Annotated in this window: 17 protein-coding genes, 2 tRNA genes and 1 pseudogene; 16 read left to right on the top strand and 4 right to left on the bottom strand. The window is 65.6% G+C overall.

Annotation, left to right across the window (positions count from 1 at the left end):
- Nucleotides 1–198 precede the first annotated feature (198 nt).
- The 11 genes from BMY25_RS10480 to BMY25_RS10530 all read left to right on the top strand — a co-directional run bounded on the left by BMY25_RS10480 (nucleotide 199) and on the right by BMY25_RS10530 (nucleotide 5,679).
- A complete protein-coding gene (locus BMY25_RS10480; RefSeq protein WP_092496603.1) occupies nucleotides 199–417 on the top strand; it encodes a hypothetical protein in 219 nt (72 codons plus the stop codon).
- A gap of 110 nt (nucleotides 418–527) precedes the next feature.
- Nucleotides 528–1,331, top strand: a complete 804-nt coding sequence (locus BMY25_RS10485) for a zinc ribbon domain-containing protein (protein ID WP_092496604.1) — start codon at nucleotides 528–530, stop codon at nucleotides 1,329–1,331.
- Nucleotides 1,331–2,083 (top strand): methyltransferase, encoded by a 753-nt coding sequence (locus BMY25_RS10490; RefSeq protein WP_092496605.1) that lies wholly within the window; start codon nucleotides 1,331–1,333, stop codon nucleotides 2,081–2,083. The genes BMY25_RS10485 and BMY25_RS10490 overlap by 1 nt, the downstream gene beginning before the upstream one ends.
- 7 nt (nucleotides 2,084–2,090) lie before the next feature.
- Nucleotides 2,091–2,387 (top strand): hypothetical protein, encoded by a 297-nt coding sequence (locus BMY25_RS10495; RefSeq protein ID WP_092496606.1) that lies wholly within the window; start codon nucleotides 2,091–2,093, stop codon nucleotides 2,385–2,387.
- Nucleotides 2,380–2,772, top strand: a complete 393-nt coding sequence (locus BMY25_RS10500; protein WP_092496607.1) for a helix-turn-helix domain-containing protein — start codon at nucleotides 2,380–2,382, stop codon at nucleotides 2,770–2,772. The genes BMY25_RS10495 and BMY25_RS10500 overlap by 8 nt, the downstream gene beginning before the upstream one ends.
- Nucleotides 2,765–3,007, top strand: coding sequence for a hypothetical protein (locus tag BMY25_RS10505; RefSeq protein ID WP_092496608.1), 243 nt, complete (start codon nucleotides 2,765–2,767; stop codon nucleotides 3,005–3,007). The genes BMY25_RS10500 and BMY25_RS10505 overlap by 8 nt, the downstream gene beginning before the upstream one ends.
- The gene (locus BMY25_RS10510) at nucleotides 3,000–3,209 is read left to right on the top strand and encodes a hypothetical protein (RefSeq protein WP_092496609.1); all 210 of its coding nucleotides are present in this window, start codon (nucleotides 3,000–3,002) and stop codon (nucleotides 3,207–3,209) included. Before BMY25_RS10505 ends, BMY25_RS10510 begins: the two co-directional genes overlap by 8 nt.
- Nucleotides 3,202–3,831, top strand: coding sequence for a hypothetical protein (locus BMY25_RS10515; protein ID WP_092496610.1), 630 nt, complete (start codon nucleotides 3,202–3,204; stop codon nucleotides 3,829–3,831). The genes BMY25_RS10510 and BMY25_RS10515 overlap by 8 nt, the downstream gene beginning before the upstream one ends.
- Nucleotides 3,828–4,508 carry a hypothetical protein gene (locus BMY25_RS10520; RefSeq protein WP_092496611.1) on the top strand — a complete coding sequence of 227 codons (681 nt, stop codon included), beginning with the start codon at nucleotides 3,828–3,830 and terminating at the stop codon, nucleotides 4,506–4,508. The genes BMY25_RS10515 and BMY25_RS10520 overlap by 4 nt, the downstream gene beginning before the upstream one ends.
- Nucleotides 4,505–5,101: a DUF1643 domain-containing protein gene (locus tag BMY25_RS10525; RefSeq protein WP_238858270.1), complete on the top strand. Its 597-nt coding sequence runs from the start codon at nucleotides 4,505–4,507 to the stop codon at nucleotides 5,099–5,101. The genes BMY25_RS10520 and BMY25_RS10525 overlap by 4 nt, the downstream gene beginning before the upstream one ends.
- On the top strand, nucleotides 5,098–5,679 hold the full coding sequence (locus BMY25_RS10530) for a molecular chaperone DnaJ (protein ID WP_092496612.1): 582 nt from the start codon (nucleotides 5,098–5,100) through the stop codon (nucleotides 5,677–5,679). Before BMY25_RS10525 ends, BMY25_RS10530 begins: the two co-directional genes overlap by 4 nt.
- A gap of 247 nt (nucleotides 5,680–5,926) precedes the next feature.
- On the opposite strand, the gene BMY25_RS20430 is transcribed toward BMY25_RS10530, so the two are convergent.
- The 3 genes from BMY25_RS20430 to BMY25_RS10545 form a co-directional block, all read right to left on the bottom strand.
- Nucleotides 5,927–6,325, bottom strand: coding sequence for a hypothetical protein (locus tag BMY25_RS20430; RefSeq protein WP_143061941.1), 399 nt, complete (start codon nucleotides 6,323–6,325; stop codon nucleotides 5,927–5,929).
- A gap of 37 nt (nucleotides 6,326–6,362) precedes the next feature.
- A complete protein-coding gene (locus tag BMY25_RS10540; RefSeq protein ID WP_092496614.1) occupies nucleotides 6,363–7,679 on the bottom strand; it encodes a DUF6538 domain-containing protein in 1,317 nt (438 codons plus the stop codon).
- 135 nt (nucleotides 7,680–7,814) lie between these two features.
- Nucleotides 7,815–7,904, bottom strand: a tRNA-Ser gene (locus BMY25_RS10545).
- A gap of 105 nt (nucleotides 7,905–8,009) precedes the next feature.
- Here BMY25_RS10545 and BMY25_RS10550 point away from each other — a divergent pair.
- Nucleotides 8,010–8,321 carry a hypothetical protein gene (locus BMY25_RS10550; RefSeq protein ID WP_092496615.1) on the top strand — a complete coding sequence of 104 codons (312 nt, stop codon included), beginning with the start codon at nucleotides 8,010–8,012 and terminating at the stop codon, nucleotides 8,319–8,321.
- Between the two features lie 90 nt (nucleotides 8,322–8,411).
- A complete protein-coding gene (gene msrA, locus BMY25_RS10555) occupies nucleotides 8,412–9,077 on the top strand; it encodes a peptide-methionine (S)-S-oxide reductase MsrA (protein WP_092496616.1) in 666 nt (221 codons plus the stop codon).
- A 53-nt stretch (nucleotides 9,078–9,130) separates the two neighbouring features.
- Here msrA and BMY25_RS10560 read toward each other — a convergent pair whose 3' ends face one another.
- A complete protein-coding gene (locus BMY25_RS10560; protein WP_238858271.1) occupies nucleotides 9,131–9,895 on the bottom strand; it encodes an alpha/beta hydrolase in 765 nt (254 codons plus the stop codon).
- A gap of 59 nt (nucleotides 9,896–9,954) precedes the next feature.
- On the opposite strand from BMY25_RS10560, the gene BMY25_RS10565 reads away from it, so the two are divergent.
- The 3 genes and pseudogenes from BMY25_RS10565 (at nucleotide 9,955) to BMY25_RS10575 (ending at nucleotide 12,134) form a co-directional block, all read left to right on the top strand.
- Entirely contained in the window at nucleotides 9,955–11,139 is a 1,185-nt protein-coding gene (locus BMY25_RS10565) for a glycosyltransferase family 4 protein (protein WP_092496618.1), read from the top strand.
- 189 nt (nucleotides 11,140–11,328) lie between these two features.
- A pseudogene (gene infC, locus BMY25_RS10570) lies at nucleotides 11,329–11,859 on the top strand (translation initiation factor IF-3); the annotation flags it as partial.
- Nucleotides 11,860–12,057: 198 nt separating this feature from the next.
- Nucleotides 12,058–12,134, top strand: a tRNA-His gene (locus BMY25_RS10575).
- The last annotated feature ends 507 nt before the right edge of the window (nucleotides 12,135–12,641 follow it).

Raw genomic sequence — 12,641 nt, forward strand, 5'->3', positions numbered from 1 at the left:
GGGAAAGTTCGCCTCGCTGCCCCATGCATCCATCGTTCCTTGTTTGTTCCTACAAATCTCAGACCTTCATTCGTTTGTCGAATCGATTCCTGCGAAGGCTTGCTGATTTCTTAATGGTGCCAATTCGGTTACATGCTGCTTGACACCGTGTTACCAACATGGTGACATAAGAGCCGTCATCAACGACGGAGCGAGTTCATGGCCCTTGTCGATCTGCCTGCCGGCGCCGAGCCGCTGCGCTATCCCGCCTCTTCCATGCCGTTCAGCGCCGCGCGTTCGCCGCGCCTGGCTGAACTGAAGGAAACGACGGCTCTCGCATTGCGCGAGGCACTGAGCGGGATCGTGATCGCCGCCCTGATGATCACCCTTGTCGCCTGGAGCGGCGTGCTCTCGCCCTCCCTGCACAGCCTCTTCTGACCATCCCGTTTCGGGCTGCCACGCCTCCGGTGGCCCGATCGCGGCGGGATGGCTCCCCCAATCCTCCCTAGCCATCCCGCCGCATGCCTCTTTGATCCAAGGATCCAGTCATGCCTCCGAGAACAAACAGCAAGCGATCCCGCGAACCCTCGCGCTTCGCCAACAGCGTCTTCGCCTGCAAGGATTGCGGCCGCGAAATCGACATGAGCAGCACCCAGGCCGACGCGGTGCCGAACTGCCCGACCTGCGGCGAGCCGATGACGCTGGAAAGCTCCGCGCCGGTTATCGTCCATCCCGCCAGCAGCGGCAGGACCGAGATTGGCTTCGCGACGAACATCCACGCCAAGCCGACCGAGTGGGAACGGGTGCCCCGGCAGTTCCGCCGCGAGATCGCAGTCTGGATTGAGCGCGGTTACCGGCCGAGCGCCTTCATCGAGAGCATTCTCAAGAACGATCTGGCTTCCCACTGCTACTTCGCCGACGGCGAGACCACCGCGACGGGCCCGATCCTGCGCTTCATGCACCACAACGCGCCGCCGGAGTGCTTCGGCTCGGCTGCGGCATGCGAGGCCTGGAACAAGAACGGCGGCCTGGAAGGCCTGAAGGCGGCGAGCGAAGACCTGCAGTTCAGCACGACCTCGGAAGGGTTGCCTGCCGAATGGGACATGGTCCCTGCGCGATACCGGACTGAACTCGACCGCTGGTTCACGCATGGCGCTCGCCCGGAAGCTTTCATGTCGGCCGTGCTGCGAAACGACTTCGCCGGTGCCGTTGGTCGCTCCGATGACGGTGGCCGGTCGCTGAAGGCGATCCTTTCGTTCCTGACCTTCAACGCGCCGAACGGCTGCTACGGCTCGGAAGAGGCGTTCGCCGGATGGCTGGCGCAGGGCGGACTGGCGGGGAGGGCGGCTTGATGCAGGTCGCTCAACCCGTCCTCGCCGTCCTCGGCCGCGCCGAGTTCGCCGGCAACCTCCTGAAGCTGCCGGGCGAGTTGGACCGGAAGCTTTACACCCAGGTCGACAAGGTCCTCGTGGCCGCCGGCGGCAAATGGAGCCGGAAGGCGGCGGCGCACCTGTTCGCCGGCGATGCCCGCGCGGCGCTAGAGCCGATCTTCGCCACCGGCAAGGTCATCAACGAGAAGCAGGAGCTCGGGGCGTTCTTCTCGCCACCGGCCGTTGCTGATCGCGTGATCGCCCTGGCGGAGCTGGAGCGGGGCATGCAGGTCCTGGAGCCGAGCGCCGGCCATGGCGCGCTGGCAGCCCGTGCGCTGCTGGCGGGATGCGAGGTCGATTGCATCGAGGTCAACGATCGACACGTCAGCATGCTCTGCTCCACCGCCTACCGGAACGTCGTCTTTGCCGACTTCCTCAAGCTCGAGCCGCAGCAGATCTACGATCGCGTGCTGATGAACCCGCCCTTCGGCCGCCAGGCCGATATCCGGCACGTTCTCCACGCGGCGAAGTTCCTGCGCGCCGGCGGCCGCCTCGTCGCGGTGATGTCCGCCGGTGTGCGCTATCGCGTGAACCGGCTCTCCACCGAGTTCCGGGCCTTCGTGGAAAGCCGCGACGGCGAGTTCGAAGACTTGCCGTCGGACAGTTTCCGCGCCTCCGGCACCAGCGTCAGCACCTGTCTCGTCCGCTTCGACAGCGACGAAATTCCCTTTTGAGGTTCCCATGGGCACGAAAAACGACCCGGCGCCGCATGACGCCTATGCCAAGGCCGAACCGGACGAGCCGCTGTTCACGCTCCTGGCTCGCGACCCGCAGGCGCCTTTTCTGGTCTCCATCTGGGCAAAAGTCCGCGTCGGCGACATTGAGGCGGCCTTCGCAGTCTTCGGCAAGATGATGTCGGCCGTCGGGCCGGCCTACGCGATCCAGCCGGACACGGAAAAGGCCACCGAGGCCATGTACTGCTCCAGCGACATGTTCGCCTGGCAGCAGGCGAACGGGAAGGGGCGAGTCCATGGCTGACCTCTCCAAGCCAGTTCGCGCGGCAAACCGGACGGACGCCCATGTCGGCATGCAGATCCGCCTTCGTCGCCGTCTCAACGGCATGACGCAGGACAAGCTGGGTCACGCCATCGGCGTCAGCTTCCAGCAGGTCCAGAAATACGAAACCGGGGTCAACCGGGTCAGCGCCGGCCGGCTGGCCGAGATCGCCCGAGCCTTGGGCACGCACCCCGGCGCGCTGTTGCCGCCCGACGAGGAGACGCCCGCCAATGGCACCGGCATCCTCGACAGCGAAGAGGGCCGCGAGCTTGCCGCGCTCTATTCGATGATCCCGGCGCTCGCCCGCAAGGCGCTGCTGGCCGCGGCGCGACAGTTCGTTCCGCAAGGAGCCGCGCGTCATGGCTGAAACCGGTCCCGAATACCTGGTCTGGTCGACCGAGCATCGCGCTTGGTGGAAGCCCGACTGCGTGAGCTACACGTACCGGCTCGATGACGCCGGGCGTTACACCCGGGAACTCGCTCTTCTGATCTGCTCCGGCGCGCATGGTGGCTGGCGCGAAGGCGAAGTGCCGTCCGAGCTTCCGGTCCAGCTCGAGGATGCGCTGACGGCTGCCGGACAGGAGGCGCCCCGCCATGGGTGACCAGGCTGCCCCCGAAGCTCCGGCGAAGACTGTCCTGCGCTGGGCGCGGCGCATCGGCCTCTCCACAGCGCATCTCTACCGTAACCTGCCGGACGGCACGGCCGCCTCAGCCTGCCACCTGTCGCGCGCCTCGTCCGCGCTCCTCCAATCCGCCGGCCCGGCCAAGCGCTGCCAGAACTGCAAGAGGTACGACCATGGCTGATCGTCAGATCCTCTTCAGCGCGCCGATGATCCGCGCCTTGCTCGACGGCCGGAAGACACAGACGCGGCGGGTGGTCGGTAAGCGCGGAGGCCGAAGCCGCCCCAACATCTTCGACGGCACATGGGCGGATAGCTACGTGCTGGATCCCGGCAACGTGTCGTGGCGCGAGGACAGCACCCCATGGAAAGCGGGTGATCGGCTGCAGGTGCGCGAGGCGTGCGCCATTGATGGCAATCGAGTGTTCTACCGGGCGCGGCATGAAGAGGCTTCCGCTAGAGGCCCACGCGTAGACGTGCGGTGGCGGCCGTCGATCCACATGCCGCGATGGGCATCCCGCCTGACGCTGATCGTCACCGACGTGCGCGTGCAGCGGCTGCAGGATATCAGCGAAACCGACGCGATCGCCGAAGGGTTGCAACCGCACGAGGCACCGAACGGCCATGTGACCTATGAGGTGCCCGGCGCAGTCTTGGGGCAGACGCCGGAACGCGGCTTTCAGGCGCTTTGGAGCCTGATCAACGGCGACGACGCATGGGCGGAAAACCCGTGGGTCGCCGCGATCAGCTTCGACGTCGTGAAGGCGAACATCGACAGCCTTCCGGCAGAGCGGGAGGCCGTATGATGTGCGGCCTGAAAGCCTTCGCCTGTACCGAGGACGACGAGAGCACCGGGGCGGTCCTCTTCGCCACGCACGACATCGCCGCGAAGCGATGGGCAGCCAACGAATACGCTGACGGCGATATCACGCGTATCCAGTGCCGCCGCGCCAAATGGGCCGACCACCTGGTCGGGTCTGCGGTACCGGCGTCGCTCATGATTGAGCACGGGTGGCATTTCGAGTGCTCCGGCTGCGGCGCGCGCATCGACCTCAGTGAGCTGGACGAGAAGGGCCTCACCGTAGCAGGCGTGATCGGAATGCAGGACGATCTGGTTTTCTGCGGACCGGAATGCGCGCTTTGGTATCGCTCCCGGCGCGCTACCGCGAAACGCCTGGAAGCCGAAGCGATCATGTGGCTTCGCGGGATCGCTCTCCGCAGCATAGGGACGGTCGAGTTCGTCACCGGCTTTGGCCAAGAGCATGCTTATGCATCGGAACGTGGCGGGCGGTGGACCATCGAACAGGCGTTCGTGTCGTTCAGATTCGACGGCATGGAGATCGGCACGGCCTCTCTGCGCTATCACGGCCCGAGATGGTGCGGAGCGCACGGCCCGACGCGGCCGGAATGGTCGTGCTGCGCTGGCGACAAGGAAGCATTCGAGGCTTTCGCTAAGGCAAGACAGACGAGGGAGGCGGCATGATGCTCCCCGGCCAACTCTCCATGTTCAAGGCCAAGCCGAAGGTCGCGCCGTTGCAGATCCGGCGAAACGCCGATCTTTCGGAATGCGGCTCCTATCGCTGGACCCTCTCGCGTGTCTGGCGCACCGGTCCGCATGTCTGCTTCATCGGCCTGAACCCGTCGACGGCCGACCACCTGGCGGACGATCCGACCGTGCAGCGCTGGACTCATTTCGCCCGCAGCTGGGGCTTCGGCGGCTTCGTCGCCGTGAATCTCTATCCCTTCCGCTCGCCCAGCCCTGCCGATTGCCGGCGCTGGGCGGATTGGGAGAACAACGGGCCCGACTGGCATGCCCGCGACCGGCTGCACCAGAACGTCGACGTGCTGGCACATGAGGCCAAGCGGGCCGAACTCGTCGTGGCCTGCTGGGGCGCTGGCTGCTGGGACCGCCTCTGGACCGAGCACGCGATCGAGCAGATCCAGACCGGCGAGGCGCCGTTCCCTGACCTGTATTGCCTCGGCCGCACCAGCGCCGGCGCTCCGATCCACCCGATGGCGCGCGGCCGCTGCCGCGTGGCGAACGATGCCCAGCCGAAACTCTGGAGGCGCGCATGACCGCAGCCTATCCGCTCACATGGCCGCACCACATTCCTCGATCGAAGCCGCGCGAAACCGGCCGCTTCAAAACAACGCTGAATGGCGCGCTGAAGAACGTCAATGATTCACTCCGGCTCTTCGCCTCGGACAGCGGCAAGAAGCTTGAGAACATCGTCCTCTCGTCCAACTCAACCCTGGGCGTCTCCAAGCCGGACGATCCCGGCGTCGCGGCCTGGTTCACCTGGGACGGCTTGCAGGTCTGTATTCCCGTCGATCGGTACACGACCGTCGAAGCGAACCTGCAGGCGATCCACCACGTCCTCGAGGCGCGGCGGGTGGAACTGCGGCACGGCACGCTGGCGCTGGTGCGCGCATCGTTCCAGGGGCTGCGGGCCCTGCCGGCGCCGGCGCGGCGATCCTGCTGGGAGGTGCTGGGGCTCGATAAGCCCGGGCAGATGATCAACCGCGAGATCATCGAGCGCGCCTATCGCGAAAAGGCGAAGGCGACGCATCCCGATCGCGGCGGCAGCCAGGAGGCCATGGCCGAGCTCAACCACGCCCGGGATGAGGCGCTTCTGTCGGAGGCGGCCATATGACGAACGTCACGGCCCTCAATGCCATGCGCCGGGGGAAGCGCCCGAGTGTACCGGCGGGCCCGCCCTCTGTGTCGGAGCTGCAGCGGGCTCGCGCTACAGCAGCCCGGCTCGTTCTTCGGCATGGCGACGGCTACATGCCCCTGTTCGAACGGGTTGATCGGGAGATCGAGGCCCTCTCGCAGCAGGATTCCAAACTGGCGCGTCTCCGGATGCTAGCTGCGGGGTAATCCGTACGACCGACAAGGGGTCAATACTGTAGAGCCGTCTCGTGCGCGAACCGACAGACGTCTTCCGGCATCTCTCGCCCGAGCGATCGGTAAGTTAGGATAGCAGATATCATTTCCAGAGTAGCCGCGTAGAGTGGCCGCTCGAACGGATTATGTTCACTGGCTTGGTTATCGCCCAAAAAGTCAATGACAGAACGAGCCTCGACACGATTGTCTCCGCCAACGCAAGGGCCAATAAACACCCAAGTGGCAGAAAGCTTCTCAGCCAGCCTAGCATCTTGAGGAGAAAGCTCGTGCGCAGCCTCGACTTGTTCTAATATGTGGGCCAAAGTTCTTACTGTTTCAGCGTATTCGGGCTTCACAAGGTTTGCGGTCGCTGTTTGCGGAGAGGCAGCAAATGCCGCCAGCAGTCCCGCCATCGCACAGATCTTCCTCATATGTCCCTGCCTTGTCGAATCATGCTCGGTCATCCGGCGTGATCGCGAGTCGGAGAAGCCACTCCAGCTTGTGCTCGAGTGTCGGGCCCTCGCCATAGCGAGGCCGGTTGAACTTGTGGCCCATCAGATCCGCCTGCATTCGGTCTCCCATCTCGGCGGCGGTGAGCCGATCCTGAAACGTATGCCGGACCGAGTAGAGGCTGTGATCCTCACTTGGGAGGAGATGGTTCTCCCTGAGATATTTGTTTACCGCTGCTGACAGCTGTGAGGAGCGATCCACGTACCTCGGGAAACCCTCGGGCGCCTGTCGGAACGCATCCAGTGAGATCCCGACCAGCGGGATATCCCTTTCCGAATATCGGGTCTTCAGCCTTCTGGTGCCGTTCGCCCTGATTTTCACGTGCGGGATGGGCTCGTCCAGCAGGATGTCGGCTTTCTCCAAGCCGCAGGCCTCGATCGGGCGCATGCCGGTTTCAACAAGCGCCTGGACAAGCAATCGCGCATCGCGGTTGAGGCCGGCGAGCGCGGTGGGGCTCATGACGACGTCGCGGAGTGCATCGACGGGAAATGGCGGGCGCTGGCCCGCATCGTCGTCGGCCAGGCGCAGTCCGCCGAACGGCTTACCCAACCCAAGCTCCAGCTTTTCGTTGAGCGTGTCGACGAGCTGCGCGAGGTGGCCAATATCCTTATTGGCGCTGTTCGCCGTGAGGCTCTCCTCGACAACGCGCTCTACCCACCAGCTGCGGAATGCCAGTGCGTCAGATCTGGTAACCGCGGCGACCGCCTTATCTCCGATCACCCCGATCAGGTTCGCAACAGCTTTCATGCGCGGCGCCCGCCAGCGCCTGAGCTGGTCTTCCGACTTGCTGCGAACACGGTCGCGGGTGAGGGCGTAAAATTGCTCGAGCGCCGTCGACAGGGTCAGCGAGGGCGGAACGGCGCCGCCGGCGAGCGCCTCCACGACGGCGACCTCTTCGCGGCTGACCGGCCCCTCGGCGTGGACGGCTTCTTCGAGGCGATTAAGTCTCGCGAGGAGGTCCCGAATATCGCCGCCGGCTATATCGGCGGCCGACTTGTACTCGAAGCCCTCCAGCCGGGCGCGCTCGATTGCGCCCTGGAAGCGCTCGCGTGCGTCGGAGGATCCACCTCGGATCAGAGCGACCCAGAAAGCTTCGACCTCTCGTTCAATCGTCGGCTTCAGCTTTTCGGCGCGTTTCAGGTCGCGGGTTTCAAGGGAAACGCTGACGAAGGCACGCGGATCAACGTCGGCGAAGCGCTTCGGGACGCGTCGCCAATAGTGCCAGATCCCATCTTTTTTGAGCAGGTGCCTCGGCAAGCCTCACCGTCGCGTAATCTGCAATGTAAACCGGAAAGTAAACCGAATTCGGTCGGCAAGCATAGAGCGGCAGGGGCGGATTTCTGCGAATCTCAGCATCTCTGCGGGTGTTGCCGTCGGTGGTGAAAGGTAAACTGGCGGAGGGAGGGGGATTCGAACCCCCGAGACGGTTTCCCGCCTACACACTTTCCAGGCGTGCGCCTTCAACCACTCGGCCACCCCTCCGGGAAGTGCCCCTCCTTATAGGGGCCGGAGCGAGGACGCAAGGCCGTGATCGAACTCTTGTGTGGGCACATTGCTGCGAGCCCTTCCTTATCCTATCTCTTGGGCATGCTCCGGTTCATCTCGCGCTTCATCGGTTACTGGTTTCTGGCGGGCGCCCTCGTGGCGGCGGTCATGGACGGTGCGAAAACCATCGCCGCGAACTCGCTGACGCTGACGCCGCTGGCCGATGTCGCAAAGCTCGTCGCCCCCACGGCGTTCGACACGCTGCATGCCGCGTCTGCCCCGTTCTGGGCGCCGCTCGCCAACGCGGTGCTGGGCTGCCCGGCGTGGCTCGTGCTGGGCGTCGTCGGCTCGCTTCTGATCCTCATCGGCACGCTGCGTCGGCGCGAGACGATCGGCTGGGATGCGGCTGTCTGAACGCGAATCTCTGGAGCGAGAGCGGCCCGCTCCTGACGAATCAAGCCCGAGCCGGCCCCAGGGCCGGATATCCATGGAAAGGATCACCTGATGTCGATCTTCGATCTCTTTGCCAAGAAGACCACCATGACGCGGGAAGAGGACGCGCTGCCCGGCCGCCCGCAACCGCTTCCCACCGCCTCCACCCACTTCGTCAACGGCCAGTCGCTACAGGGGCCCTATCCCGAGGGCTCCAGGACCGCGATCTTCGGCCTAGGCTGCTTCTGGGGCGCCGAGCGCCTGTTCTGGAAGCTGCCGGGCGTGGTCGTGACGGCGGTCGGCTATGCAGGCGGATACACGCCGAACCCGACCTACGAGGAAACCTGCACCGGCCGCACCGGGCATACCGAGGCGGTCCTCGTCGTCTACGATCCCGACCGCATCAGCTATGACGAACTGCTGAAGGTCTTCTGGGAAGCGCACGACCCGACGCAGGGAATGCGGCAGGGCAACGATGTCGGAACGCAGTATCGTTCGGCGATCTACGCGACCGACGACGAGCAACTGCGCCGCGCCGAGGCCTCCCGCGACGCCTACGGCCGCGCGCTGGGCGACAAGGGACGCGGGGAGATCACCACGGAGATCCGCCGCGCACCGGATTTCTTCTTCGCCGAGGATTACCATCAGCAATATCTCGCGAAGAACCCGAACGGCTATTGCGGCATCGGCGGCACCGGCGTGACCTGTCCGATGCCGGCGCGCGAAGCGGCGGCCTGAGCCGGGCCGCCAGGATGAACGGGGGACGCTCCAGGCGTTCCCCGTTCATGCCCTCACTCGTGCACGAGGTCTTCGACCGCCTCGATCAGCCGCTGAAGATCCTGCGGCCGTGAGAGCCGGTGGTCGCCGTCGCGCACCAGCGTCAGCACGGCGTCGTCGTAGGCGAGGCGCTCCATCAGCGCCGTCGCATGGCCCCACGGCACGTCCGTGTCCCGCATGCCCTGGATCACGTGGACGGGGCAGCCTGTCTCGATCGGGTGGGGCCCGAAGAGATGCTTTCGGCCATCCTCGATCAATCCGCGCGTCAGGATGTACGGCTCGTCGGAATAGTCCGAGGGTTCGGCGTAGAAGCCCGTTTCCGTGAGGTCGCGCCTGGCCGCCTCGTCGAATTTCGCCCACATCAGATCTTCCGTCATGTCGACGGCCGGGGCGATCAGCACCATTCCCGCGAGCGCCTCCCGCCGGCCGGCCTCGCGCAGTCTTTTGGCGAGCAGCAGCGCCAGCCAGCCGCCCATGGAGGAGCCGATCAGGATCTGCGGCCCGGATGTGGCGGCATCGAAGGCGGCCAGCGAATCCTCAAGCCAGCGGGAGATCGTGCCATCGGCGAAACGGCCGCCCGACTGTCCGTGCCCGGAATAATCGAAGCGCGCCATCGCGTGGCCGGTTTTCCCAGCCCACTTGTCCAGCGCTTCGGCCTTTGTGCCCGTCATCTCCGAGCGAAAGCCGCCCAGCCAGAACAGGCCGGGATTGCGGCCCGGGCGGGAAAGAATGGCGATTTCGCGCGTCTCCCCGCCCGTGCCAACGGTGATCTGTTTCATTTCAGCGCCGCTCATTCTATGGGTCCCGGGTCCGTTTCGTGAGCCTTTGAATCCCCGTCATGCCGGAAAATGCAAGTCGACGCCGCCTGACGGTGCTGCAGACCATCCCCCGCCTGGAAGCCGGCGGGGCGGAGCTTGGCGCGCTGCAGGTCGCGGCGCGGCTGGTCAAGGAGGGTCATCGCGCCATCGTGGTTTCCGAAGGCGGCCGCATGGTGGCCGAGCTCAGGGCCGCCGGGGCGGAGCATATCGAGCTTCCCGTCGCCTCCAAGAGCCCGCTTGTCATGGCGCGCAATATCGGCCGGCTGGCCGATCTCGTCCGCGCCGAGAAGGTGGACGTGCTGCATGCCCGTTCCCGCGCCGTCGCCTGGAGCGCGCTGGCCGCGGCGCGTCGCACCGGCATCCGCTTCGTCACGACCTACCACAGCGACTACCGCGCGACCGGCCGGGTGAAGCGCTTCTACAATTCCGTCATGGCGCGGGGCGATGGCGTGATCGCCGTCTCTCAGGCGATCGCCGACAGCATCGTCGCGCAATATCCCTGGGCCGCGCACAACGTGACGGTGATCCATCGCGGCGTCGATCCGGTGCGCTTCGATCCCGAGGCGATCGCGCCGGAACGGATCGAGGCGCTCCGGCAAGACTGGGGCGTGGCGCCCGGCATGGCCGTCGTGCTGATCGCCGCCCGCGTGACGGCGCGCAAGGGCCATGCGGCTGCGGTCCGCGCGGTCGGCCGGGCGGCGGAACTGGGCGCGCCGGACTTCGTGCTGGTGTCCGTCGGCGACGATCATCAGGGCAAGGGCGAATATCGCGCCGAGCTCGATGCGCTGGCCCGGAATCTCGGCGTCGCCTCGCGCGTGCATTTCGCCGGCCACATGACGGATATGCCGGCGGCCTTCGCCGCGGCCGATCTCTCGCTCAACATCGCTTCGGCGGAAGGGTTTCCCCGCGTGGCGCTGGAAAGCCAGGCGATGCGGGTGCCCGTGGTCTCCACCAACCACGCGCCAGGGCGCGAAGCCGTTCTGGCGCCCCCGCTGGTGGGGGCGGGGGAGGCGACCGGCTTTCTCGTGCCCTTCGACGATTCCGAAGCCGTCGCGCAGGCCATCGCCGGCTTTTTCCGGATGGATCCGGCCGAGCGGCAGGCGATGGGGCGGCGCGGCTCGGAGCGTGTGCGCTCCCGCTTCACCATCGAAAAGCTGACCACGAGCACGCTGGCGCTCTACACTCGGCTCGTCTTCGGCGCCTGAATGTTCTTCTTGCCCGATCGCCGCGAGATCTTCCGGTGCATGTCGCCGGGCAGCCACACCATCGGGCTTTTCCGGCCTTTTTCGGAAGGTGTGAGTTGACTCCGGGGCCTGAAGGGCCACATTAGGAGCACGCGCGGAGGTGCGGCTTGTCCCCTCCCGCTATCCGAATCAACGTTCAGGAGAGTTCACATTCGCAGACCGTTCCGTGCACCGCCGACCACCAAGGAAGGCCCCCGCGTCAATGACGAGATTCGCCTGCCGGAGATCCAGCTGGTCGATCATGAGGGCGTGAACCGCGGCGTCGTGTCGATTCAGGAAGCGCGCGACCTCGCCGACGAGGTTGGGCTCGATCTCGTCGAGATCTCGCCGAATTCCCGCCCGCCGGTTTGCAAGCTCCTGGACTTCGGCAAGTTCAAGTACCAGTCGCAGAAGAAGGCGGCCGAGTCGCGCAAGAAGACCAAGACCGTCGAGGTCAAGGAAATCAAGGTGCGGCCGAACATCGACACCCACGATTACGAGGTGAAGATGCGCGCGGCCAAGCGCTTCCTTGAGGAAGGCGACAAGGTCAAGGTGACCCTCCGCTTCCGCGGCCGCGAGATGGCGCATCCGCATCTCGGCATGAAGCTCCTGCAGGGCATTCGCGGCGAGCTCGACGATATGTCGAAGGTCGAAAGCGAGCCTCGCATGGAAGGTCGCCAGATGATCATGGTGCTGGCCCCGACCGCGAAGGCGGTCGCTCCCGCCGCCGCCCGCCCGACCGCTCCCGCGCCGGAACAGGCTCCCGAACAGGCGCCGGAGAGCGCCTGACGTTTTGCAGGCAGCGGTTCATCCGCTGCCTGTTGAAAACCGCTGAAAGTTCCTGTATCCCCCTTGTCAGGCGCGCGGCGTCCTCCTAAGGTCCGCGCGCTTCACTTATATGCAGCCGTAGCTCAGCTGGTTAGAGCGTCGGATTGTGGCTCCGAAGGTCCCCGGTTCGAGTCCGGGCGGCTGTACCACCTAAAGCCACCGACTTCCTCAGGTCTCCTGGATCGCACCAGGCGACGCCCGGCGTCGCCGCAGGGTCGTTGTGCAACGACCTGATCGATCCCTTCGATTTATGATCCTCTCATGCGTCCTGACCGGACGTTCGCGGCGACCGAATCGCCCACCCACGCCCCTCGTCACCACCGGGAAGCCAGATCTTCCGTGCATCTCCACGCGGGTTCGCTACCCTCCTGTCGGGCTGAATCCATTGTCGAGGGAACGCTGGACGGGGCCGTGCAGCGGCGGATACTCACCCGGCCTCGACCGACTCAGGGAGATCGCTGACCTCGGCTGGGTTGAGCAGCGCAGCGATCGTCGCAAATCGTGGTGTAGAGCCCCCCGCATTCGGTCCTCCCGCGCATCGATATGGCAGTCGGCCGTCGAAAGGCTGTGCCGGGCTTCTTCTGGAGCGAGACCATGCAGTGTCGTTCATGCCGGGCGAGGCGATCAGGATTGCCCGATCACGCCGCCCCCCGGCG

The sequence above is a fragment of the Faunimonas pinastri genome (assembly GCF_900110915.1).
Taxonomy (GTDB): domain Bacteria; phylum Pseudomonadota; class Alphaproteobacteria; order Rhizobiales; family Afifellaceae; genus Faunimonas; species Faunimonas pinastri.